This is a genomic window from Pseudomonas sp. FP1154 (assembly GCF_030687245.1).
GTDB classification, from domain to species: domain Bacteria; phylum Pseudomonadota; class Gammaproteobacteria; order Pseudomonadales; family Pseudomonadaceae; genus Aquipseudomonas; species Aquipseudomonas rhizophila.
Genome location: NZ_CP117465.1, coordinates 1,744,553 through 1,768,484 on the forward strand (window position 1 = coordinate 1,744,553; position 23,932 = coordinate 1,768,484).

21 protein-coding genes are annotated in these 23,932 nt (G+C 61.9%); 13 read left to right on the top strand and 8 right to left on the bottom strand.

Annotation, left to right across the window (positions count from 1 at the left end; all coding sequences use genetic code 11):
• Window position 1: 1 nt before the first annotated feature.
• From PSH91_RS08015 to PSH91_RS08045, 7 genes are all read left to right on the top strand, one after another.
• Window positions 2-1,987: a heme lyase CcmF/NrfE family subunit gene (locus PSH91_RS08015; RefSeq protein ID WP_305467797.1), complete on the top strand. Its 1,986-nt coding sequence runs from the start codon at window positions 2-4 to the stop codon at window positions 1,985-1,987.
• Window positions 1,984-2,520, top strand: a complete 537-nt coding sequence (locus PSH91_RS08020) for a DsbE family thiol:disulfide interchange protein (RefSeq protein WP_288913603.1) — start codon at window positions 1,984-1,986, stop codon at window positions 2,518-2,520. Before PSH91_RS08015 ends, PSH91_RS08020 begins: the two co-directional genes overlap by 4 nt.
• Window positions 2,517-2,990 carry a cytochrome c-type biogenesis protein gene (locus PSH91_RS08025; RefSeq protein WP_047226277.1) on the top strand — a complete coding sequence of 158 codons (474 nt, stop codon included), beginning with the start codon at window positions 2,517-2,519 and terminating at the stop codon, window positions 2,988-2,990. The genes PSH91_RS08020 and PSH91_RS08025 overlap by 4 nt, the downstream gene beginning before the upstream one ends.
• The gene (gene ccmI, locus PSH91_RS08030; RefSeq protein ID WP_047226278.1) at window positions 2,983-4,185 is read left to right on the top strand and encodes a c-type cytochrome biogenesis protein CcmI; all 1,203 of its coding nucleotides are present in this window, start codon (window positions 2,983-2,985) and stop codon (window positions 4,183-4,185) included. Before PSH91_RS08025 ends, ccmI begins: the two co-directional genes overlap by 8 nt.
• A 14-nt stretch (window positions 4,186-4,199) precedes the next feature.
• Window positions 4,200-4,607 carry a lipoprotein gene (locus PSH91_RS08035; protein WP_047226279.1) on the top strand — a complete coding sequence of 136 codons (408 nt, stop codon included), beginning with the start codon at window positions 4,200-4,202 and terminating at the stop codon, window positions 4,605-4,607.
• 167 nt (window positions 4,608-4,774) lie between these two features.
• Window positions 4,775-5,650 carry a polyamine aminopropyltransferase gene (gene speE / locus PSH91_RS08040; protein ID WP_047226280.1) on the top strand — a complete coding sequence of 292 codons (876 nt, stop codon included), beginning with the start codon at window positions 4,775-4,777 and terminating at the stop codon, window positions 5,648-5,650.
• A 290-nt stretch (window positions 5,651-5,940) separates the two neighbouring features.
• On the top strand, window positions 5,941-8,034 hold the full coding sequence (locus tag PSH91_RS08045) for an LTA synthase family protein (protein ID WP_047226281.1): 2,094 nt from the start codon (window positions 5,941-5,943) through the stop codon (window positions 8,032-8,034).
• 58 nt (window positions 8,035-8,092) lie between these two features.
• Here PSH91_RS08045 and PSH91_RS08050 read toward each other — a convergent pair whose 3' ends face one another.
• The gene (locus PSH91_RS08050; protein WP_018606531.1) at window positions 8,093-8,245 is read right to left on the bottom strand and encodes a DUF3309 family protein; all 153 of its coding nucleotides are present in this window, start codon (window positions 8,243-8,245) and stop codon (window positions 8,093-8,095) included.
• 367 nt (window positions 8,246-8,612) lie between these two features.
• On the opposite strand from PSH91_RS08050, the gene PSH91_RS08055 reads away from it, so the two are divergent.
• From PSH91_RS08055 to csrA, 3 genes are all read left to right on the top strand, one after another.
• Window positions 8,613-9,428: an SDR family oxidoreductase gene (locus PSH91_RS08055; protein ID WP_047226282.1), complete on the top strand. Its 816-nt coding sequence runs from the start codon at window positions 8,613-8,615 to the stop codon at window positions 9,426-9,428.
• Window positions 9,429-9,485: 57 nt separating this feature from the next.
• Window positions 9,486-9,818, top strand: a complete 333-nt coding sequence (locus PSH91_RS08060; RefSeq protein ID WP_047226283.1) for a YnfA family protein — start codon at window positions 9,486-9,488, stop codon at window positions 9,816-9,818.
• Window positions 9,819-9,969: 151 nt separating this feature from the next.
• The gene (csrA, locus tag PSH91_RS08065) at window positions 9,970-10,170 is read left to right on the top strand and encodes a carbon storage regulator CsrA (protein WP_047226284.1); all 201 of its coding nucleotides are present in this window, start codon (window positions 9,970-9,972) and stop codon (window positions 10,168-10,170) included.
• Here the strand turns inward: csrA and PSH91_RS08070 are convergent.
• From PSH91_RS08070 to mnmC, 5 genes are all read right to left on the bottom strand, one after another.
• The gene (locus PSH91_RS08070; RefSeq protein ID WP_047226285.1) at window positions 10,159-10,386 is read right to left on the bottom strand and encodes a YheU family protein; all 228 of its coding nucleotides are present in this window, start codon (window positions 10,384-10,386) and stop codon (window positions 10,159-10,161) included. The two genes, csrA and PSH91_RS08070, sit on opposite strands and share 12 nt — an antisense overlap.
• A 222-nt stretch (window positions 10,387-10,608) precedes the next feature.
• Window positions 10,609-11,799, bottom strand: a complete 1,191-nt coding sequence (locus PSH91_RS08075; protein ID WP_076385802.1) for an osmoprotectant NAGGN system M42 family peptidase — start codon at window positions 11,797-11,799, stop codon at window positions 10,609-10,611.
• Between the two features lie 189 nt (window positions 11,800-11,988).
• A complete protein-coding gene (ngg, locus tag PSH91_RS08080; protein ID WP_139050805.1) occupies window positions 11,989-13,725 on the bottom strand; it encodes an N-acetylglutaminylglutamine synthetase in 1,737 nt (578 codons plus the stop codon).
• Window positions 13,726-13,728: 3 nt separating this feature from the next.
• A complete protein-coding gene (locus tag PSH91_RS08085; RefSeq protein WP_274090302.1) occupies window positions 13,729-15,501 on the bottom strand; it encodes an N-acetylglutaminylglutamine amidotransferase in 1,773 nt (590 codons plus the stop codon).
• A gap of 283 nt (window positions 15,502-15,784) precedes the next feature.
• Window positions 15,785-17,767: a bifunctional tRNA (5-methylaminomethyl-2-thiouridine)(34)-methyltransferase MnmD/FAD-dependent 5-carboxymethylaminomethyl-2-thiouridine(34) oxidoreductase MnmC gene (gene mnmC, locus PSH91_RS08090; protein ID WP_305467802.1), complete on the bottom strand. Its 1,983-nt coding sequence runs from the start codon at window positions 17,765-17,767 to the stop codon at window positions 15,785-15,787.
• A 151-nt stretch (window positions 17,768-17,918) separates the two neighbouring features.
• Between mnmC and pap the strand changes: the two genes are divergently transcribed.
• A complete protein-coding gene (gene pap / locus PSH91_RS08095; RefSeq protein WP_047226290.1) occupies window positions 17,919-19,439 on the top strand; it encodes a polyphosphate:AMP phosphotransferase in 1,521 nt (506 codons plus the stop codon).
• Window positions 19,440-19,545: 106 nt separating this feature from the next.
• Window positions 19,546-20,730 (top strand): thiolase family protein, encoded by a 1,185-nt coding sequence (locus PSH91_RS08100; RefSeq protein WP_047226291.1) that lies wholly within the window; start codon window positions 19,546-19,548, stop codon window positions 20,728-20,730.
• A 185-nt stretch (window positions 20,731-20,915) separates the two neighbouring features.
• Here PSH91_RS08100 and PSH91_RS08105 read toward each other — a convergent pair whose 3' ends face one another.
• Entirely contained in the window at window positions 20,916-21,113 is a 198-nt protein-coding gene (locus PSH91_RS08105) for a DUF6316 family protein (RefSeq protein WP_047226415.1), read from the bottom strand.
• 187 nt (window positions 21,114-21,300) lie between these two features.
• Here PSH91_RS08105 and PSH91_RS08110 point away from each other — a divergent pair, with 187 nt between their 5' ends.
• The gene (locus tag PSH91_RS08110) at window positions 21,301-22,263 is read left to right on the top strand and encodes a DMT family transporter (protein ID WP_047226292.1); all 963 of its coding nucleotides are present in this window, start codon (window positions 21,301-21,303) and stop codon (window positions 22,261-22,263) included.
• Between the two features lie 165 nt (window positions 22,264-22,428).
• Here PSH91_RS08110 and PSH91_RS08115 read toward each other — a convergent pair whose 3' ends face one another.
• The gene (locus PSH91_RS08115) at window positions 22,429-23,823 is read right to left on the bottom strand and encodes a class II fumarate hydratase (protein ID WP_047226293.1); all 1,395 of its coding nucleotides are present in this window, start codon (window positions 23,821-23,823) and stop codon (window positions 22,429-22,431) included.
• Window positions 23,824-23,932: the final 109 nt, after the last annotated feature.

Below are 23,932 nucleotides of genomic sequence, written 5' to 3' on the forward strand. Positions count from 1 at the left end.
GATGACCGGTCTGTTTATTCCCGAGCTGGGTCACCTGGCGATGATCCTGGCCTTGTGTTTCTCCATCGTTCAGGCGGTGGTGCCTTTACTCGGTGCCTGGCGTGGCGATCGTTTGTGGATGAGCCTGGCCCAGCCGGCGGCTTGGGGGCAGTTCGCCTTCATGTTGTTCGCCTTTGGTTGCCTGACCTACGCGTTCATGGCTGATGATTTCTCCGTGGCCTACGTTGCCGGTAACTCCAACAGTGCCTTGCCTTGGTACTACAAGTTCAGCGCGGTGTGGGGCGCCCATGAAGGGTCTCTGTTGCTCTGGGCGTTGATCCTCGCCGGCTGGACCTTCGCGGTCTCGGTGTTCTCCCGGCAGTTGCCCCAGGTAATGCTGGCCCGGGTGCTGGCGGTGATGGGGATGATCAGCATCGGTTTCCTGTTATTCCTGATCGTTACCTCCAATCCGTTCGAGCGCATCCTGCCCCAGGTGCCGATGGACGGTCGCGACCTCAACCCGTTGCTGCAGGACATCGGCCTGATCGTTCACCCGCCGATGCTCTACATGGGCTACGTTGGATTCTCCGTGGCCTTCGCCTTCGCCATTGCCGCGTTGCTGGGCGGTCGTCTCGATGCCGCCTGGGCGCGCTGGTCGCGTCCCTGGACCATTGTCGCCTGGGCCTTCCTGGGCATTGGCATCACCCTGGGTTCGTGGTGGGCCTACTACGAACTGGGCTGGGGTGGCTGGTGGTTCTGGGACCCGGTGGAAAACGCCTCCTTCATGCCCTGGCTGGTGGGCACCGCGCTGATCCACTCCCTGGCCGTCACGGAAAAACGTGGCGTGTTCAAGAGCTGGACCGTGCTGCTGGCCATCGCCGCATTCTCCCTGAGTCTGCTGGGAACCTTCCTGGTGCGGTCCGGCGTACTGACTTCGGTGCATGCCTTTGCCTCTGACCCTGAGCGTGGCGTGTTCATCCTGATGTTCCTGCTGTTCGTGGTCGGCGGCTCGCTGACGCTGTTCGCTGTGCGCGCGCCGGTGGTGAAAAGCCAGGTCGGCTTCAACCTCTGGTCCCGGGAAACCCTGCTGCTGGGCAACAACCTGGTACTGGTGGTTGCCGCGTCGATGATCCTGCTGGGCACGTTGTACCCGTTGGTGCTCGACGCGCTGACCGGCGCCAAGCTGTCGGTCGGCCCGCCGTACTTCAATGCCTTGTTCATTCCGCTGATGGCGATCCTGATGGTGGTGATGGCTGTCGGCATGCTGGTGCGCTGGAAAGACACACCGGTCAAATGGCTGATGGGCATGCTGACGCCCGTGCTGCTGGGCACTGCTGCCCTGGCCGTCATCGCCGGGATCGCGTATGGCGATTTCAACTGGGCGGTGCTGGCGACCTTCGTGCTGGCGGCCTGGGTATTGCTGGCCGAGGTCAGGGATATCTTCGACAAGACCCGCCACAAGGGCTTGATCAAGGGCCTGCCAACCCTGACCCGCAGCTACTGGGGCATGCAGCTCGCCCACCTGGGTATCGCGGTCTGCGCCTTGGGCGTGGTGCTGTCCAGCCAGAACAGCGCCGAGCGCGACCTGCGCCTGGCGCCCGGAGAGTCCATGGATCTGGGTGGCTATCAGTTTGTCTTCGAGGGTGCCAAACATTACGAAGGCCCGAACTTCACTTCCGACAAAGGCACCGTGCGGGTGCTCCGCGACGGCCAGGAAGTGACCGTGCTGCATCCGGAAAAGCGCCTCTACACCGTGCAGAATTCGGTGATGACCGAAGCCGGGATCGATGCCGGTTTCACCCGCGACCTCTATGTAGCGTTGGGTGAGTCCCTGGGCGATGGCGCGTGGGCTGTGCGGGTCCACGTCAAGCCGTTCGTGCGCTGGATCTGGTTCGGCGGCTTGCTGACCGGCCTGGGTGGCGTGCTGGCGGCCTTGGATCGTCGTTATCGGGTCAAGGTAAAAACCCGGGTGCGTGAAACCCTGGGCATGACGGGAGCCCCTGCATGAAACGTTGGTTGATGCTGTTGCCGCTGGCGCTGTTTTTGTTGATGGCGGTGTTTTTGTACCGGGGGCTCTACCTGAACCCGGCCGAATTGCCCTCGGCGATGATCGGCAAGCCGTTCCCTGAGTTTTCCCTGCCGTCTGTGCAGGACGACAAGACACTGACGCGGGCGGACCTGCTGGGTAAACCGGCACTGGTCAATGTCTGGGGCACCTGGTGCATTTCCTGCCGGGTTGAACATCCGGTATTGAACAAACTGGCCCAGAACGGCGTGGTGATCTACGGCGTCAATTACAAGGACGTCAACGCCGATGCTTTGAAGTGGCTGGCCGAATTCCATAACCCGTATCAACTGGATATCCGCGATGAAGAGGGCTCCCTGGGCCTGAACCTGGGCGTCTACGGGGCGCCGGAAACCTTCTTCATCGACGCCAAGGGTGTCATCCGCGACAAGTTCGTCGGCGTGATCGACGAACAGGTCTGGCGCGAGAAGCTGGCCGCCAAGTATCAGGCGCTGGTCGACGAGGCCAAGCCATGAAGCGCTGGTTAGCAGCCCTCATCCTCGGGGTGAGCCTGGCTGGCGTGGCCCACGCCGCCATCGATACCTATGAATTCGCCAACGAGGGCGAGCGCGAGCGGTTTCGTGAATTGACCAAGGAGCTGCGCTGCCCCAAGTGTCAGAACCAGGACATCGCCGATTCCAACGCACCGATTGCCGCCGACCTGCGCAAGGAAATTTTCCGCATGCTCGGCGAAGGCAAGGACAACCAGCAGATCATCGATTTCATGGTGGACCGCTATGGGGAGTTCGTGCGCTACAACCCGGCCTTGACCTCCAAGACCGCGCTGCTCTGGTTTGGCCCCGCCGGGCTGTTGTTCGGTGGTTTCGTTGTCATCGCGGTGATTGTGCGCCGCCGCCGGGTCCAGCGCACGGCTGCCCCGGACACGCTTTCTGTCGAAGAGCGCCAGCGCCTCGACCAACTGTTGGATAAAACCAAGCATGATTGATTTCTGGCTCGCCGCAGGTCTGCTTCTCCTGGTTGCCCTGAGTTTTCTGTTGATCCCTGTATTGCGCGGTCGCCGCGCCCAGCGCGAAGAGGACCGCACCGCGCTCAACGTGGCGCTGTACCAGGAGCGCGTCGCCGAGTTGCAGGCCGAGCAGGAAGAGGGCGTGCTGAACGCCGCGCAACTGGACACCGGCCGCGCCGAAGCCGCGCGTGAACTGCTCGCCGACACCGAAGGCGCCGATGCGCCGCGCGAGTCTCGCTTGGGGAAACCGTTGCCGTTACTCGCCGCCGTGCTGGTGCCGGTGTTGGGCCTGGGGCTGTATCTGCATTTCGGCGCCAGCGACAAGGTCGAGCTGACCCGTGAGTTCGCCCAGGCACCGCAGTCGATGGAAGAAATGACCCTGCGCCTGGAGCGCGCGGTGGCCGCGCAACCGGATAACGCCGAGGGCTTGTATTTCCTCGGTCGCACCTACATGGCCCAGGACCGACCGGCGGATGCGGCGAAGATCTTCGAGCGCACCGTGGTGGTGGCCGGCCGGCAACCCGAGCTGCTCGGGCAATGGGCTCAGGCGCAGTATTTCGCCGATGGCAAGAAATGGTCGGACAAGGTCCAGGCCCTGACCGACGAAGCGCTCAAGCTCGATCCCAAGGAAGTCACCAGCCTGGGCCTGCTGGGAATCGCCGCGTTCGAAGGCGAGCGCTATCAGCAAGCCATTGATTATTGGGGCCGCCTGCTCGCGCAACTGCCGGAAGGCGACAAGTCCCGTGAGGCGCTGCAGGGCGGTATCAACCGCGCCACCGAGAAGCTTGAGGCCAGCGGCGGCAAGGTCGCCCAAGCGCCAGTGAGCAAGGCTGCGGCATTGCTCAAGGTGCGCGTCGAGCTGGCGCCAGCGCTCAAGGCCAAGGTGCAGCCGGGCGACAGCGTGTTCATCTTTGCCCGCGCCGCTTCCGGCCCGCCGGCGCCGCTGGCGGCCAAGCGCCTGACCGTCGCTGATCTGCCTGTTACCGTGGAACTGGGCGACGCGGACGCCATGATGCCGCAACTGAAACTGTCGAACTTCCCTGAAGTCCAACTGGTGGCGCGCATTTCCCGGGCCGGTCAACCGACCGCCGGTGAATGGATCGGCCGCAGCAAGCCTCTGGCGAGCAGCACCACGGCGCAGCAACAACTGACTATCGACAGCCCGGATAAATAACAGGAATTCGCACCATGACCGCCATCGCTCGTATCACCCTGCTCACGCTCGTCCTGGGCCTGAGTGCTTGTGCGGTCCAGCGTCCGCCGCAGCCGTCGGCGCCGCTGCCTCCCATCCCGTCTTCAGGCCCGGCCACCAAGCCGGGGCCGTCGACCGCCCCAAGCAAGCCCGTCACGCCGAACACACCGGCCAAGCCGTTGCCTCGTACTTCCGCCAGCTTCGCCCCACCACCCGGCGGCAATAGCCACTGGGACGCCAAACTTGGGGTCTATGTGCTGGACAACCACACCAACACCTTCTATCGCCAGCGCACCTATTACCGCTGGAGCAACGGCTGGAGCCGCTCCATCAGCCCGAACGGGCCGTGGGAAGAAACCACCATCGAAGGCGTTCCGGCGGGGTTGGGGCGTCAATTCCACTAAGAGAGACCAGCCTGTGGCGAACCGGCTCGCCCCGGCTGGGCTCGACAGCTGCTACGCAGTTTGGCCGGTGATGAGTTCAAGGTTCGACCTGTCATGCCCGGCGTCGTAGAATGCGCGCCTTTGCGAGCCTTCACCGGCCAACCGCGTATTTATCGGAGCACCTGACCATGACGACTACCCCGACCGGCGACTATCTGGAAACCCTCTACGAAGGCTACGGCCAGCGTTTTCGGATGGACAAGCTGCTGCACGAAGTGCGCACCGAGCACCAGCACCTGGTGATTTTCGAGAACCCGCGCATGGGCCGGGTGATGGCGCTGGATGGCGTGATCCAGACCACCGAAGCCGATGAATTCATCTACCACGAAATGCTGACCCATGTACCGATCCTCGCCCACGGCGCGGCCAAACGCGTGCTGATCATCGGCGGTGGCGACGGCGGCATGTTGCGTGAAGTGACCAAGCACCTGGGCGTTGAGCACATCACCATGGTGGAAATCGACGGCACCGTGGTGGACATGTGCAAGGCGTTCCTGCCCAACCACTCCAAGGGCGCCTACGACGACCCGCGCCTGAACCTGGTGATCGATGACGGCATGCGTTTCGTCTCCACCACCCAGGAGAAGTTCGACGTCATCATCTCCGACTCCACCGACCCGATCGGCCCGGGTGAAGTGCTGTTTTCGGAAAACTTCTACCAGGCCTGTCATCGCTGCCTGAACGAAGGCGGCATTCTGGTGACCCAGAACGGCACACCGTTCATGCAACTGGGCGAAGTACAAACCACTGCCGGGCGTCTGCGTGGCCTGTTTGCCGACTGGCATTTCTACCAGGCCGCCGTGCCGACCTACATTGGTGGCGCCATGACTTTCGCCTGGGGCTCGACGGATACTGCCTATCGCAAGCTGACCCGCGAGACCCTGCGTGAGCGCTTCATTGGCAGCGGCATTGTTACCCGCTACTACAACCCTGAAGTTCACATCGGCGCGTTCGCCATGCCGCAGTACGTCTTGCGGGCGATCAACAAGCCAAGCAACGACTGATCAGGACTCACAAGCTGTGGCGGGGGTTATATCCCCTGACCACAGAGAGGTTCGACACAGACTCATCGGGCAATCCGGAGTTTTTTGTGTTTGCGAATAGTCATTGAACAAAATTTTCACAGGACCTTGCGGACAATCCCGGCGCCTGTTGCCGTCGGTGAATGAATGGCGATGCTCAGCCATTCATTCAACGCTCGCGCACTCGCGCAGACCCAGGGACCCGGGTGATGGTCGGCATAGGACGCGCCGTTGTTCTATTCGCCCTCAACCCCATTAGGTCCTTACACGACATGGCAATCCCGGACGCCCTGAGTCAGCAACGCACCACGCATCGCCTGCTGCAACCGACCGTCAAATCTCACCTGGCCTACACGTTGCTCTGTGCCCTGGTCATGATGATCATGTTCAGCCTGTTGCGCGTTGCGCTACTGGTCTACAACCGCGAAATGATCCTCGACACCCCGGCCTCGACCTTCGTCGAGGCGTTCGTCAACGGTCTGCGTTTTGACCTGCGTCTGGTGGTCTATCTGTGTATTCCGCTGCTGCTGGCCTTGTTCAGCGCGCGGGCCATGGCGGCTCGTGGTTTTTTTCGTTTCTGGCTGACCGTGACCGCCAGCATCGCGCTGTTCCTCGGTCTGATGGAGATGGACTTCTACCGCGAGTTTCACCAGCGTCTCAACGGCCTGGTCTTCCAGTATGTGCAGGAAGACCCGAAAACCGTGATGAGCATGCTCTGGTATGGGTTCCCGGTGGTGCGCTACCTGTTGGCGTGGGCCGTGGGCACGCTGATCCTCACGATGGCGTTCAAGGGCGCCGACCGCGCGACTCGACCGCGCGGGCCGTTCAGTGGCGGCACCATTGGCACACGCCAGGTGGCTCCGTGGTACGGGCGTGTCGCGGTGTTCATGGTCTGCTTGGTCGTGGCCGTGGGCGCCGCCCGGGGTACCTTGCGCCAGGGGCCGCCGCTGCGCTGGGGTGACGTCTACACCACCGATTCGAACTTTGCCAACCAGTTGGGCCTTAATGGCACGTTGTCACTGGTGGCCGCGGCCAAGAGCCGGATGTCCGAACATCGCGACAACATCTGGAAAGCCACCCTCGAGCAACCGCTGGCCCAGCAGACGGTGCGGGACATGCTGGTGATGCCCGACGACAAACTGGTCGATGCAGACACCGCCGCCGTACGTCGCGACTACACGCCACCGGCCGACAAGACTTTGCCGATCAAGAACGTGGTAGTGATTCTCATGGAAAGCATGGCGGGGCACTCGGTAGGTGCCTTGGGCGCGCCGGGCAATATCACGCCTTATCTGGACAAACTGTCCAAGGAAGGTCTGCTGTTTGACCGCTTCTTCTCCAATGGTACCCACACCCATCAGGGCATGTTCGCCACCATGGCCTGCTTCCCGAACCTGCCGGGCTTCGAGTACCTGATGCAGACACCTGAAGGCAGCCACAAGTTTTCGGGGCTGCCGCAACTGCTCAGTGCCCGCAACTACGACGACGTGTATGTCTACAACGGTGATTTCGCCTGGGACAACCAGTCGGGTTTCTTCAGCGGCCAGGGTATGACCACGTTCATCGGGCGCAATGATTATGTGAACCCGGTGTTCTCCGACCCCACCTGGGGCGTGTCCGACCAGGATATGTTCGACCGCAGCCTGATCGAACTCAAGGCACGGGAAAACGGCAAACCGTTCTATGCGTTGCTGCAGACCCTGTCCAACCACACGCCGTATGCGCTGCCGACACCGTTGCCGGTGGAACCGGTCACTGACCGTGGCAGCCTGAATGCGCACCTGACTGCCATGCGTTATTCCGATTGGGCGCTGGGTCAGTTCTTCGAAAAGGCCCGCAAGGAGCCTTATTTCAAGGAGACGCTGTTTGTCATCGTCGGAGACCACGGCTTTGGTAACGAGCGCCAGATTACCGAAATGGACTTGGGCCGTTTCAACGTACCGATGCTGTTGATCGGCCCGGGTATCCAGGAAAAGTTCGGCCAGCGCAACCACACCGTGGGCACACAGGTCGATATCGTCCCGACCATCATGGGCCGGATCGGCGGGCAAGTGCGTAACCAGTGCTGGGGCCGCGATCTGTTGAACCTGCCGCCAGGCGACAGCGGATTTGGCGTGATCAAACCGTCGGGCAGTGATCAGACCACGGCGATCATCCGCGACGACAAAATTCTGGTACTGCCAAGGGAAAAGGAAATGGCGCCGAAGCTGTACCGCTACCAACTGGGTGCCCAGCCACGCGCGGATGTCATCTCCGACGCGCCGCAGGCTCTCGAAATGAAACTCAAGCTGGAGGCGTTTCTGCAAACCGCCACCAAGAGCCTGCTGGATAACACCGCCGGCGTGACACAAGGTGTTCCGGACTGAGAAGTTCCGCCCATAAAAAAGAGGCCTTAACGGGCCTCTTTTTTTGTCACTTAGTGGTTCATATCTTGCCCAGTAATAGCAGGATCAACAGCACTACCAGTACGACACCGATGATTCCGGACGGACCGTAACCCCAACTTCTAGAGTGCGGGAAGACCGGCAGGCCACCGATCAGCAGGAGGATCAGGATAATGATGAGTATTGTGCCCATTGTTGATTTCCTTATTGGTCAGTTCTGGAGTGATGCAACTTTCAACTACCAGCACGCATGCGTTAAATCCGGGCGGCTTAATAAGTACGACCGTAACGTCCTGTAAAAAATTCAAAGTCTTTTTGAGGCGTGAAAGAACCCGTCTTCGGGAGCAAAGCGGGCTCGCGCTGCAAACGACACCATCTTCCAGAACTGCGTCGCGCCGATCGCGAGCAAGCTTTGCTCCCACAGGCGGTTCCACTGGGTTGTTCCCCTCAAAACCTATTAAGGTTTGCCCTCGCCATTCAGCACTCTGATGGAGCGTGGGTGCGGCGGGGTCCTTCGCTACACTCGGCGCATCTCTCCCGGAACAACAAGGCTGTTTCCTATGCAAAATCGCATGATGATTACCGGTGCCGGTTCTGGCCTGGGTCGCGAAATCGCGCTGCGCTGGGCCCGCGAAGGCTGGCGCCTGGCCTTGTCGGATGTCAGTGAGCCGGGCCTTCAGGAAACCCTCAGGTTGGTGCGTGACGCTGGCGGCGACGGTTTTGTCCAGCGCTGCGACGTGCGCGACTACAGCCAACTGACGGCGTTTGCCCAGGCCTGCGAAGAGAAGCTCGGTGGCATCGACATCATCGTCAACAATGCCGGTGTGGCCTCGGGTGGGTTCTTCAGTGAACTGTCCTTGGAGGATTGGGACTGGCAGATCGCAATCAACCTGATGGGCGTGGTCAAGGGTTGCAAGGCGTTCTTGCCGTTGCTGGAAAAAAGCCACGGCAAGATCATCAACATCGCCTCCATGGCCGCCCTGATGCAAGGCCCGGCCATGAGCAACTACAACGTGGCCAAGGCTGGTGTGGTGGCGCTGTCGGAAAGCCTGTTGATCGAGCTGGCACAGCAGGAAATCGGTGTGCATGTGGTGTGCCCGTCGTTTTTCCAGACCAACCTGCTGGACTCCTTCCGCGGCCCGACGCCGGCAATGAAAGCCCAGGTTGGCAAGCTGCTGGAAAGCTCGCCGATCAGCGCTGCCGAGATTGCCGATTACATCTATGAACAGGTCGCCCAGGGCCAGTTCATGATCCTGCCCCACGAGCAAGGGCGCATGGCCTGGGCCATCAAGCAGAAGAATCCGCAATTGCTGTACGACGAAATGACCGTCATGGCCGACAAGATGCGCGCCAAGGCTCGACAGAACCCGAGTTGACCTGAGTGTCCGGCGTCCTCAGGATGGCCGCATTCGGCCCTCCTGATGGACGCTCACATGCTCAACTATTTTTGGTTCTTTCTCGCCGCGCTGTTTGAAATCGCCGGCTGTTACGCGTTCTGGATGTGGCTACGCCAGGGCAAGAGCGCCTGGTGGATTGTGCCGGCCCTGTTGAGTCTTACGCTGTTCGCCCTGTTGCTGACCCGCATCGAAGCGACCTACGCCGGTCGTGCCTACGCCGCTTATGGCGGTATCTATATCATCGCCTCGATCGGCTGGCTGGCCGTGGTGGAGCGAGCGCGGCCGCTGACTTCCGACTGGGTGGGGGTGGCGCTCTGCGTGTTGGGGGCGAGTGTGATTCTGTTCGGTCCGCGGATTTCCGCCTCTTGAATAAGTCCGCTAGCTGACAGGGTTTTGCAGGACGTTTCCTTCAGTTGCCAGAGTGTTGCTTGTAGGGCGTTACTGAATTCTTGAAGGTGTCTTGAGAACCTCAGGCGGGGCGGGCATGGTCAAGTTCCAGATATTCTTAAGGACAAGAACCATGCTCGTACTTAGCCGCGCTGTGGGTGAACTGATTTCCATCGGTGATGATATTTCCGTCCGAGTGCTCTCGGTCAACGGCACCACTGTTCGTTTTGGCGTGGAAGCGCCACGGCACATCGACGTTCATCGCTCCGAGATATACGAAAAGATTCAGAAAAAAAGGGCCCTGGCCAGTCGCAAGGTCTGCTCAGTCGAATAGATGCTTGGGCACGTCGTGCTTGAGCATCAACTGGCACTGTTCGCTTTCCGGGTCGAAGACGATCATCGCCTGGCCTTTGGTCAAGGCTTGCCGGACCCGCAATACGCGGGTCTCCAGCGGCGTGTCATCGCCATTGTCGGTGCCGTCGCGGGTCACGAAATCTTCGATCAGGCGAGTGAGCGTGTCGACTTCGAGTTGGTCGTAAGGGATCAGCATGGGGTACCTCGGCTAGACAATGTCGCGATGCTACGACCAAAGGGCTTTTGCGGCTAGCCTGGCTTGGGGATTGCGGTGTCTGCTGCGGCGCTATCGCGAGCAGGCTCGCTCCCACAGTGGGCCTGCGTCGGGCACGAACTTTATGCTCAACGAAGGTCTCCTTGTGGGAGCGAGCCTGCTCGCGATGGCGTCATGACGGGCACTGAGATTCTGGAACTGTGCTCAGTTATCCGACCGCTGCCCAATCAAACTATCCACCGACGGCACCCGGGTATCGCTTTCCATCTGCGCATCGTGTTCGAGTTGATGGCTGAAGCGGTCCAGCGAACCCTGGGCCGGTTGGGCGTCGCTGGCGAATACCGGTGGGCTGAGGATGTAGGCGCCCAGCAGACGGCTCAGGGCGGCCAGGCTGTCGATGTGGGTGCGTTCGTAGCCATGGGTGGCGTCGCAGCCGAAGGCCAGCAGGGCGGTGCGGATATCGTGGCCGGCGGTGACGGCGGAATGGGCATCGCTGAAGTAATAACGGAACAGGTCGCGGCGCGCCGGCAGTTCGTTTTCCCTGGCCAGCTTCAGCAAGTGCCGTGACAGGTGATAGTCATAGGGTCCCCCGGAATCCTGCATCGCCACGCTCACTGCGTGTTCGCTCGAGTGCTGGCCCGGTGCGACCGGCGCGATGTCGATGCCGACGAACTCGCTGACATCCCAAGGCAGTGCAGCCGCCGCGCCGCTGCCGGTTTCTTCGGTAATCGTAAACAGCGGGTGGCAGTCGATCAGCAGTTCTTCGCCACTGTCGACAATCGCCTTGAGCGCCGCCAGCAGCGCCGCGACCCCGGCTTTATCGTCCAGGTGCCGAGCACTGATATGGCCACTCTCGGTGAACTCCGGCAAAGGATCGAACGCCACATAGTCGCCAATGCCCACCCCCAGTGTTTCGCAATCGGCGCGGGTGGTGCAGTAGGCGTCCAGGCGCAGTTCGACGTGATCCCAACTGATGGGCATTTCGTCCACGGCGGTGTTGAATGCATGCCCGGACGCCATCAGCGGCAGTACGCTGCCTCGGATCACCCCCGTGTCCGTAAACAGGCTGACGCGACTGCCCTCGGCAAAGCGGCTGGACCAGCAACCCACCGGAGCCAGGGTCAGGCGCCCGTTGTCCTTGATGGCGCGCACCGAGGCGCCGATGGTGTCCAGGTGAGCCGACACGGCCCGATCGGGGCTGCTCTTGCGGCCCTTGAGGGTGGCGCGGATCGTGCCGCGCCGGGTCATTTCAAACTCGATACCCAACTCTTCGAGCCGCTCAGCGACATAGCGCACGATGGTGTCGGTGAAGCCGGTGGGGCTGGGAATGGCGAGCATTTCCAGCAGGACCTTTTGCAGGTATTCGAGATCCGGTTCGGGAATTTTGCTGATCATGGAAACTCCTGATGAGTTGAGCGCATCGATGGTTTCGATGAGGAAGGGAATGTGTCTGACCTATGAAAGGTTGGTGTCCTTCAAGCCGCCATCGCGAACAGGTTCGCTCCCACAAGGTTTCTGCGGCGGTGCATACCACCGGGTGGGAGCGAGCCTGCTCGCGATGAGGCCCGCCCAGGCACTACACCTCTATTGGGCCACCGCCTGACTATGGGGAAACAATAAATCCACAAAGCGTTCGGCAGTGGGTTGCGGTTCGTGGTTGGCCAGGCCGGCGCGTTCGTTGGCTTCGATGAACACGTATTCGGGCTGATCGGCCGCCGGCACTAACAGGTCGAGGCCAACCATGGGAATATCCAGGGCCCGCGCGGCGCGTACCGCAGCTTCGCTCAGGGTCGGATGGAGGATGCCCGTGACATCTTCCAGCACCCCGCCGGTATGAAGGTTCGCCGTACGCCGTACGAACAGGTGTTTGCCAGCGGGCAGCACACTGTCGTAGTCATAACCTGCCGCGCTCAATGTGCGTTGGGTCTCGGCGTCCATGGGAATCTTGCTTTCACCCCCCGTGGCCGCTTGTCGGCGGCGGCTTTGGGCTTCGATCAGCGCGCCGATGGTGTGCCGACCGTCGCCGATCACCTCCGCCGGCCGCCGGATCGCCGCTGCCACCACTTCAAAGCCAATCACCAGGACGCGCAGGTCCAGGCCTTCGTGGAAGCTTTCCAGCAGCACCCGGCTGTCAAACTGGCGGGCCGTTTCAATCGCGCTCTGCACCTCTTCAATCGTGCGCAGATCCACCGCCACACCCTGGCCCTGTTCACCGTCCAGAGGCTTGACCACTACCCGTTCGTGCTCATCGAGAAAGGCCAGGTTGTCATCGGCGTTGCCAGCCAACTGTTGGGCCGGCAAGTTCAAGCCGGCGTTTTTCAGCACCTTGTGGGTCAGGCTTTTGTTCTGGCACAGGGTCATGCTGATGGCGCTGGTCAGGTCGCTGAGGGATTCACGGCACCTGATCCGGCGGCTGCCGTGGACCAGGGTAAACAATCCACCTTCGGCGTCGTCCACCTGGACTTCGATGCCCCGGCGGTGAGCCTCTTCGACAATGATGCGCGCATAAGGATTGAACTGCGCCTCGGGGCCCGGCCCCAGGAACAACGGCTGATTGATGCAGTTCTTGCGTTTGATGGCGAACGTCGAAAGATTGCGGAACCCGAGCTTGGCGTAGAGACTTTTCGCCAGGCGATTGTCGTGCAGCACCGAAAGGTCCAGGTAACTCAGGCCCCGGCTCATGAAGTGCTCGATGAGGTGGCGCACCAGGACCTCACCGACACCGGGCCGCGAACACTGCGGATCCACGGCCAGGCACCAGAGGCTGCTGCCGTTTTCCGGGTCGTTGAAGGCTTTCTGGTGATTCAGGCCCATGACGCTGCCGATCACCGCGCCGGTGTCATCATCTTCGGCCAGCCAGTAGACCGGCCCGCCTTCATGGCGCGGTGTGAGTCGTTGCGGATCGATGGGCAACATGCCCCGGGCCTGATACAGCAGGTTGATCGCCTGCCAGTCGGCGTCGCTCTGGGCCCGGCGTATCCGGAAACCGCGAAATACCCGGGTGGCCTGGCGATAGTCGCTGAACCACAGGCGCAAGGTGTCGGATGGGTCGAGAAACAGCTGCGCCGGCTCCAGCCCGAGTATTTGCTGGGGGGCGGCGACGTACAAGGCAATGTCGCGCTCACCCGATTGCTCATTGAGCAGCTCTTGCGCCAGGCTTGCCGGGTCCGGGAAGGTGTGGCCGATCAGCAATCGGCCCCAGCCGCAGTGCACCGCGATCGGGTCGGCGCCCAGTTCGCTGCCGTCTTCGGCCAGTCGCGCCTGCAGGCGTTCGTAGGAGGGCGCCTGGCCCCGCAGCAGGCGTTGATTGTGGGGTTTCATCGATCAGATTCCTTGCTCGCTGAGCCACAGGTTCAGCGCCGCCAATTGCCACAGCCTTGAGCCACGCAACGGGGTGAGCTGGCCGTTGGGGTCGGTCAGCAGTCGATCAAGCATCGCCGGGTTGAACAGGCCGCGATCCTGGCTCGGATCCAGCAGCAGTTCGCGGACCCAGGCCAAAGTGTTGCCTTCCAGATGCTTGAGACCGGGTACAGGGAAATAGCCTTTTTTACGGTCGATGACCTCGCCAGGGATCACCCGTCGAGCGGCTTCCTTCAGGACCTGTTTGCCGCCGTCGGGCAGCTTGAATTTCGCCGGGACCCGTGCCGAGAGTTCCACCAGTCGGTAATCCAGGAATGGCGTGCGCGCTTCCAGGCCCCAGGCCATGGTCATGTTGTCGACGCGCTTGACCGGGTCGTCCACCAACATCACCGTGCTGTCCAGACGCAGGGCCTTGTCCACCGCTGCGTCGGCGCCCGGTTGGGCGAAGTGTTCCTTGACGAAATCACCGGCCGCGTCATTGGCCGTCAGCCATTTGGGCTGCACGGTAGCGGCATATTCTTCGTAGCTGCGATCAAAGAATGCGGCGCGATAGGCCGCGTATGGGTCACTGGCGCCGTCCACTTGTGGATACCAGTGGTAACCGGCGAACAGTTCATCGGCGCCCTGGCCGCTTTGCACCACTTTGCAATGCTTGGACACTTCCCGCGACAGCAGGTAGAAGGCGATGCAGTCGTGACTGACCATCGGCTCGCTCATGGCCCGAAACGCCGCCGGCAGTTGCTCGATGATTTCTTTTTCGTCGATGCGTAACTGGTGGTGATGAGTGCCGTAGTGCTTGGCGATCAGGTCCGAATACTGGAACTCGTCACCGCGCTCGCCACCGGCATCCTGGAAGCCGATGGAGAATGTGGAAAGGTTTTCCACACCGACCTCCCGCAGCAGGCCCACCAGCATGCTGGAGTCCACGCCGCCGGAAAGCAGCACGCCGACATCCACGGCGGCACGCTGACGAATGGCGACCGCTTCACGGGTGCTGTCGAGCACGCGGTCGATCCAGTCTTGCAGATTCAGGTGCTGTTCGTCGGCCCGTGGACCGTAGGGCAGGGTCCACCAGGTTTTCTGCTCGGTGGAGCCGTCGGCTTCGACCCGCATCCAGGAAGCAGGCGGCAGCTTTTCAACGCCGGCCAGCAGGGTGCGAGGCGCCGGGACCACGGCATGAAAGTTCAGGTAATGGTTCAGCGCCACCGGGTCGAGCATCGGGCTGATGTCGCCACCCTTGAGCAGCGCCGGCAACGCCGAGGCAAAGCGCAGGCGCTGGCCGGTGCGCGACAGGTACAGCGGTTTGACACCGAGGCGGTCGCGGGCGATGAACAGCCGCTTGGCGTCGCGTTCCCAGATGGCGAAGGCGAACATGCCGTTGAGCTTGGGCAACAGTGCTTCGCCCCAGGCGTGGTAGCCCTTGAGCAGCACTTCGGTGTCGCCACCGGAATAGAAGGCGTAGCCCAGGCCTTCCAGCTCGGCGCGCAATTCAGGGTAGTTGTAGATCGCGCCGTTGAAGGCCAGGGACAAGCCCAGCTGATTGTCGATCATCGGCTGGGCCGAACCGTCGGACAAGTCCATGATTTTCAGGCGCCGATGGCCCAGGGCAATGGGGCCCTGACTGTGGAAACCCCACGCGTCGGGGCCGCGAGGAGCCAGGTGATGGGTGATTCGCTCTACGGCCGCAAGGTCCGCAGGTTGTTGATCGAAACGTAACTCTCCAGCTAATCCGCACATAAGTCCTTACCGGTTTTTCCGTTGGGGAGGGTCAAACACCATACGCCAAAATGGCGGGTACTTTGAAACTGACCGGTGGGATTGGTGTGAGTTTTAGATCAATGCGTTATAAGCAGCTGAAGTAGGGACGCTCGGGCGACTGAAAAACCACGGCAAAACATCAGCCTGTGGGAGCGAGCCTGCTCGCGATCGCGGTGTGCCAGTCACTTGGATGCCAGATGATCTGGCGCAATCGCGAGCAGGCTCGCTCCCACAGGTTTTTGTGGCATACCGGCAATCTGCATTAGGCCTTGCCCCGAACCAGCGCCCGCAACGCAAACCGGTTCGGATGGCAGGCCTCGGCCACGCTTCGGGGCAGGGGCAAAGGTTCGTTGTCCAGCCAGGCGGCAATCAACTCGCCCGACAATGGCGCGGTGATCAGGCCCCGGGAGCCGTGGCCGCTGTTGATGTACAAGCCATCGAGCCAGGGGCATGGGCAGTCCGGCACTTGGCGGGCGTCCTTGCTCAGCGCCGAGTATGCCTGGGTGAAGGCCTGACTCTCGGCCAAGGGGCCGACAATCGGCAGATAGTCCGGACTGGTGCAACGGAACGCCGCGCGGCCCTGGAGGTGTGCCGGGTCCAGGGTGCTGGCGTCCAGGCGTTCCACCAGATCAGCGGAGATTTGCTCCAGCATCTGCAGGTTGCCGGCGTGCTCGGCGGCGGTAGGGGTCAGGTCGTCGTTCTTGAAATCGAAACTGGCCCCCAGGGTGTGCTCGCCCAACCGTGCCGGAGCCACGTAGCCTTCGGCGCAGACCACCGTGCGCAGTGCCTGGCTGTGGGCGGTTTGCGACAGGCGGGTGATTTGCCCGCGAATGCGCTTGAGGGGCAAGTCGGCGGCCGCATCGAAGCGTTTGATCTCGGCGGCGCTGGCGAGGACCACTACCGGCGCGCTGGCCAGGCAACGTTCACCGTCCCAGGCCTGCCACTGACCGTCGATGCGGCGCAGCTCGAGGACTTCATGGTGGTTTTGCACCTCAATCTTGGGGGCGGATGCCTGCCAGCGGCACAGCGCGGGCGGATGCACCCAACCGCCTTGCGGGTAAAACAGACCGCCACAGGCCAGGCCGATACCGGACTGCGCCTCGGCCTGGGACTGATCCAGGACGTGCAGCAAATCTTCGGCAAAGGCCTCGGACAATTGCGCCTGGCGCTCGGCTTCCTTGGCGCTGAAGGCCAGTTGCAAGACACCGCAGCCGTCCCAGTCCACACCTCGCTGCAGATGTTCGAGCAGGCGCCGGGTGTAACCGAAACCGCTGAGGATCATCTGCGACAGCGCCGTACCATGGGCCGAAAGCTTGAGATACAACACGCCCTGCGGGTTGCCGGACGCTTCTTCGGCCAACCCGGCATGCCGTTCCAGCAGTGTCACCTGCCAGCCACGGGCCGCAAGGCTGGACGCGCTGGCGCAACCGGCCAGGCCGCCGCCGATCACCAGGGCTCGACGCTCGCCGCTGTGCGCCGTGGGGCGGGCGTACCAGGGTTTTACCGGGGGCGGTGCGGGTGTCAGTTGCGGCCAGCCGAGAAACACCCCGCGAAGGATTTCCCATTTATGGCCGATGCCCGGCGTACGCTTCATCTTGAAGCCGGCCGCGTTCAACAACCGTCGCACCCAGCCGGTGCTGGTAAAGGTGCTGAGGGTCGCGCCGGGGGCAGCCAAGCGCGCCAGTTCGGCAAACAGCTCGGCGGTCCACATCTCGGGATTTTTCGCCGGCGCGAAACCGTCCAGGAACCAGGCGTCGATTTGCGCATCCAGCTGTGGCAATTGTTCCAGGGCGTCGCCGATCAACAAGGTCAGGGTCACCCGGCCACCTGCCAGCGTCAGGCGCTGGAAGCCCTGATGGATGGCGACGTACTGCGCAAGCAATTGATCCGCCTGAAGCTTGAGTTGCGGCCACAAATCCAGTGCCCGGCGCAGGTCGGGGGGGCTCAAGGGGAATTTCTCGACACTGACAAAATGCAGCCGCGCCCCGGCCGGTGCGCACTGCTCGAACAACTGCCAGGCGCAGAGAAAATTCAGCCCGGTGCCAAACCCGGTCTCGCCGATCACCAGCCGCCCGTCGTCCGGCAGCGCGGCAAAACGCTCGGTCAGGTTGTTCTGTTCAAGGAACACATAGCGGGTTTCTTCCAGGCCCGACTGATCGGAAAAATACACATCGTCGAACACCCGCGAGCGCGGGCGACCCTGATCGTCCCAGTCGAGTTGGGCGTGGTGCTGTACGGGTGTCATGGCAGGCTCGGTCAAAACTGGGAGGCCATTCTAGCCGATCGGTATGGGCTTGCTTGACCCATCGCAATACAGCGTTCGTCTGGATGGAATCTGCTGCACCGGCCCGCGTCCAATCCGCTAGTCTTGCCCCATTCCCTGGAAGGAGCTGTCCATGTTCGAATCCGCTGAAATCGGTCACGCCGTCGATAAAGACACCTATGACGCCGAAGTGCCGGCACTGCGTGAAGCGTTGCTCGAAGCCCAGTACGAGCTACACCAGCAGAGCCGTTTTCCGGTCATCGTGCTGATCAACGGCATCGAAGGCGCCGGCAAGGGCGAAACGGTGAAATTGCTCAATGAGTGGATGGACCCGCGGCTGATCGAAGTGCGTACCTTCGATCAGCAGACCGACGAAGAGCTGGCGCGGCCACCGGCCTGGCGATATTGGCGGATGCTGCCGGCCAAGGGACGCATGGGGATTTTCTTTGGCAACTGGTACAGCCAGATGCTGCAGGGGCGCGTTCATGGCCAGATCAAGGATCCACGGCTCGACCAGGCCATCAATGGCGCTGAACGGTTGGAGAAAATGCTCTGCGATGAAGGCGCACTGATCTTCAAGTTCTGGTTTCACCTGTCCAAGAAACAGATGAAAGCCCGGCTCAAGGGGCTCAAGGACGACCCGCTGCACAGCTGGCGCATCAGCCCGCTGGACTGGCAGCAGTCCCAGACCTACGACAAGTTCGTCAAATACGGTGAGCGGGTCCTGCGCCGCACCAGTCGAGACTACGCCCCGTGGCATGTGATCGAAGGCATGGACAGTTATTATCGAAGCCTTACGGTCGGACGGATCCTGCTTGACGGGATGCGCCAGGCCTTGCACCGCTCGAGGATCAAAGCGGAAAAGGTCAATGTGGCGCCACTGCCGCCGCTGGACGACCAGGTCACGCTGCTGGACAGCCTGGACATGACCCTGCGTCTGGACAAGGCCGATTACGAAGAACAACTGATCGCCGAGCAGGCGCGTTTTTCCGGCCTGTTGCGCGATAAACGCATGCGCCGCCATGCCCTGGTGGCGGTGTTCGAGGGCAATGATGCGGCGGGCAAGGGTGGGGCGATCCGGCGGGTCGCGGCAGCGCTCGACCCGCGCCAGTACAGCATCGTACCGATTGCCGCACCCACCGAGGAAGAGCGCGCCCATCCCTACATGTGGCGGTTCTGGCGGCATATCCCGGCGCGGGGCAAGTTCACCGTGTTCGATCGCTCCTGGTACGGCCGGGTGCTGGTGGAGCGGGTCGAAGGTTTTTGCAGCAAGGCCGACTGGCTGCGGGCCTACGGCGAGATCAACGATTTCGAGGAGCAGATTGCCGACGCCGGAGTCGTGGTCGTCAAGTTCTGGCTGGCCATCGACAAGGAGACTCAACTGGAGCGCTTCCAGGAACGCGAGGAAATTCCTTTCAAACGTTTCAAGATCACCGAGGACGACTGGCGCAACCGTGACAAATGGGATGCCTACCGGGCGGCGGTGTGCGACATGGTCGACCGCACCAGCACCGAGATTTCTCCCTGGACCCTGGTGGAGGCCAACGACAAGCGCTGGGCGCGGGTCAAGGTGTTGCGCACGCTTAATGAAGCGCTGGAGGAGGCCTTCGAGCGCTCAGCAAAGCAGGCTCGCAAGGCGAGCAAGGGCAAATAGTGGGCGATGGGAACGCATACGCGGGGTGAATGATCGTCGCGGTCGGTTATGCAGTGGATCTATGCTCAATTGACTCCTAACCGACAATAACAATTGAGGTACAGCCATGCGTGAAGTGGTGATCGTCGACAGCGTGCGGACCGGCCTGGCCAAGTCTTTTCGCGGCAAGTTCAACATGACCCGTCCGGACGACATGGCGGCCCATTGTGTCGATGCATTGTTGGCGCGCAACGGGATCGATCCGGCCAGCGTCGAGGACTGCATCGTCGGCGCCGGTTCGAACGAGGGCGCCCAGGGCTATAACATCGGTCGGAACGTGGCGGTGCTCTCGCAATTGGGCATCGGCACCGCCGGCATGACCCTCAACCGCTTCTGCTCCTCGGGCCTGCAAGCCATCGCCATCGCCGCCAACCAGATCGCCTCCGGTTGCAGCGAGATCATTGTTGCCGGTGGCGTGGAATCCATCAGCCTGACAATGAAAAGCGTCAATACCGATCACCTGATCAACCCGCTGCTCAAGGAGCAAGTGCCGGGGATTTATTTCCCCATGGGCCAGACCGCCGAGATCGTCGCCCGCCGTTATCAGGTCAGCCGTGAAGAACAGGACCGCTACGCTTTGCAGAGCCAGCAGCGCACTGCCCAGGCCCAGGCGGCCGGGCTGTTCGACGACGAGATCGTGCCGATGGCGGTCAAGTACAAGGTCGAGGACAAGAACACCGGTGCGGTGCAGATTCTCGACGGCGTGGTTGATCGCGACGATTGCAACCGCCCCGACACCACCTATGAAAGTCTGGCGGGCTTGAAGCCGGTGTTCGCCGAAGACGGCTCGGTGACAGCAGGCAACTCGTCACAGTTGTCCGACGGGGCTTCGATGACCCTGGTGATGAGTCTGGAAAAAGCTCTGGCCCTGGGGCTCACGCCCAAGGCGTTTTTCCGTGGCTTTACCGTGGCCGGTTGCGCGCCGGACGAAATGGGCATCGGTCCGGTGTTTTCGGTGCCCAAACTGCTCAAGGCCAAGGGCTTGCATATCGATGATATCGACTTGTGGGAACTCAACGAAGCCTTCGCATCCCAGTGTCTCTACAGTCGTAACCGGCTGGAAATCGATAACGAGAAGTACAACGTCAACGGCGGTTCGATTTCCATTGGCCACCCGTTCGGCATGACCGGTTCGCGCCAGGTCGGCCATCTGGTGCGCGAGCTGCAACGGCGCAGCCTGCGCTACGGCATCGTGACCATGTGCGTGGGCGGCGGGATGGGGGCGACGGGGTTGTTTGAGGCGGTGAGATAACCGGGCGCTGACAGTTAGCGAGATGATTACTTGTGGCGAGGGGATTTATCCCCGCTGGGTTGCGCAGCAACCCTAAAATCTACAACCGAGGTATATCAGGCTGACAGAGTGGTTTGCTTTGGGGCTGCTTTGCAGCCCAGCGGGGATAAATCCCCTCGCCACAAGGGGGGGCTGCGTCAGCTGCGCTAGCTGGCAACCTGGGTCAGTTGCTGCATCCGCGCGATATACGCTTTTATCTCCCGTTCTGCCGCCTCGCGGCTGGCGAACGGGCCTTCCTGCGTGCCTTCTCGGGTATTGAAATAAAACTCGCCGTTTACCCGGCAGATCCGGTCGCTGCGAAAAATCGTCGTAGGGGCGGGATCCTGGGCGCGTTTGCCAAACATGGCGGTCTCCAAAGGCAGCGGGGCAATGTCATTTGAGCTTATGCGCAGTCCTTGATTTGCGCCTGGCCAGGCGATCGACGGCAACGACCCGTACAGTCCCATGGACGTCCACGGCCTAACTGTCCCTGTGTCCTGAAGCGATCCGCGCCTAGAATGGGGGCTCTTTGTCTTGAGCTGCGAGGATTGCATGCACATATCGTCCGGTCGCTGGGTCTACGGCCTGTTCCTTGCCCTGCTGACCGCCCTGCTGTGGGGCATCCTGCCGATCAAGCTCAAGCAAGTGCTGCAGGTGATGGATCCGGTCACCGTGACCTGGTTTCGCTTGCTGGTGTCCGGTGGCTTGCTGTTCATCTACCTGACGGCCACTGGCCGTTTGCCCAGTCGCAAGGTGTTGGGCCCCCGGGGTGGCTGGCTGGTGGCGATGGCGGTGTTGGGGCTGGTCGGCAACTACGTGCTGTACCTGATGGGCCTCAATCGCTTGAGCCCCGGCACCGCGCAACTGGTGGTGCAGATGGGGCCGATCATGTTGCTGGTGGCCAGCCTGTTTGTGTTCAAGGAGCGTTTCAGCGTGGGACAGGGCATCGGCCTGCTGGTGTTGTTGATCGGCTTCACGCTGTTTTTCAACCAGCGCCTCGGCGAGCTGCTGACGTCCCTGAGCGACTACACCGCCGGGGTCTTGATGGTGTTGCTGGCGTCGACGGTCTGGACCTTCTATGCCCTGGGCCAGAAGCAACTGCTGACGGTGTGGAATTCGTTGCAGGTGATGATGGTGATCTACCTGTTCTGCGCGCTGCTGCTCACGCCCTGGGTACATCCGCTGGAGGCGCTGCAACTGAGTCCGCTGCAAGGTTGGCTACTGCTTGCTTGCTGCCTCAATACCCTGATTGCCTACGGCGCCTTTGCCGAGGCCCTGGCTCACTGGGAAGCGTCGCGGGTCAGCGCAACCCTGGCGATCACGCCGTTGGTGACCTTCGCCGCGGTGGCGTTGGCAGCTTGGTGGTGGCCTGACTACGTGCATGCCGAGCAGATCAATCTGTTGGGGTATGGCGGGGCGGTGCTGGTGGTGTTGGGATCGGCATTGGTTGCCCTGGGGCCGTCGCTGATTGCCGGGCTCAGGGCCCGGCGTGAGCGACTGGCTGTCGGGCGATAGACCGCGACTGCAGGAAGAACCGCTTTTTTGTGGGAGCGAGCCTGCGCGCGATAGCGGTCTGGTCGTCGATAATGATGTCGAGCCGACCGGCCTCATCGCGAGCAGGCTCGCTCCCACAGGTGGGTTGTGTTGAGCGCACGCTTTGCGTCCAACCAAGCACACATCTCAACCCTGGCTTCCGGCCTCCAGCATATTCTCCGGCCGCACCCAGGCATCGAACTCTTCGTCGGTCAGATACCCCAACTGCAAGGCCGCTTCGCGCAGGGTCAGCCCTTCGCCGTAGGCTTTCTTGGCGATTTCGGCGGATTTGTCATAGCCGATGTGTGTGTTCAGGGCGGTGACCAGCATCAAGCCACGTTCCAGATGCGCCGCCATCTGCTCGGCATCCGGTTCGAGCCCGGCGATGCAGTGCTGCTGGAAATTGCTGCAGCCATCGGCCAGCAGACGGATCGACTGCAACAGGTTGTGAATGATCACCGGCTTGAACACGTTCAATTGCAAATGACCCTGGCTGGCGGCGAAACCGATGGTCACGTCGTTGCCCATGACCTGGCAGGCCAGCATCGACAAGGCCTCGCACTGGGTCGGGTTGACCTTGCCGGGCATGATGGAGCTGCCCGGTTCATTGGCTGGCAACTTCACTTCGGCGAACCCGGCCCGTGGCCCGGAGCCCAGCAGGCGCAGGTCATTGGCAATCTTCATCAGGGTCACGGCCAGGGTTTTCAGCGCGCCGGACAACGTGGTCAGGGGCTCATGGCCGGCCAACGCCGCGAACTTGTTTGGCGCGGTGACGAAGGGCAGGCCGGACAGCGCCGCCAGTTCAGCGGCGATCGCCTCGCCGAAGCCGTGGGGCGAGTTGAGTCCGGTGCCCACTGCCGTGCCGCCCTGGGCAAGTTCGCAAACCGCCGGCAGTGCCGCACGGATCGCCCGTTCGGCGTAATCGAGTTGAGCGATGAAGGCTGACAGTTCTTGGCCGAAGGTGATCGGCGTGGCGTCCATCATGTGGGTGCGGCCGGTCTTGACCAGTTTCATGTGGCGCGCCGCCAGTTCCGCCAGTGCGCCGGACAACTCGGCGATCGCCGGCAGCAATTGCTGATGGACCGCCTGGATGGCGGCGATGTGCATGGCGGTGGGGAAGCAGTCGTTGGAGCTCTGGGAGCGGTTGACGTGATCGTTCGGGTGCACCGGGCTCTTGCCGCCGCGGGGATTGCCCGCCAGCTCGTTGGCGCGCCCGGCGATCACTTCGTTGACGTTCATGTTGCTTTGGGTTCCGCTGCCGGTCTGCCAGACCACCAGGGGGAATTGGTCGTCATGCTGGCCAGCCAGGACTTCGTCGGCGGCCTGTTCGATCAGGCGCGCGATGTCGGCAGGCAAGTCGCCATTGCGGTCATTGACCCGCGCGGCGGCTTTCTTGATCAGCGCCAGGGCGTGCAGCACCGACAGCGGCATGCGTTCGTTGCCAATGGCAAAGTTGATCATGGAGCGCTGCGTCTGGGCGCCCCAGTAGGCTTCATCCGGGACTTCAACCTGGCCAAGGCTGTCGGTTTCGATACGGCTCATCGGGTCAAACTCCTGTAGGTCTGAATGCGCAGTTTAGGCCCTGAAGGGCGACACGGGTTCCCTCAATCATTTTTCGATCGTTTCGGCCCGTCAATCGGACGCGCAGAGC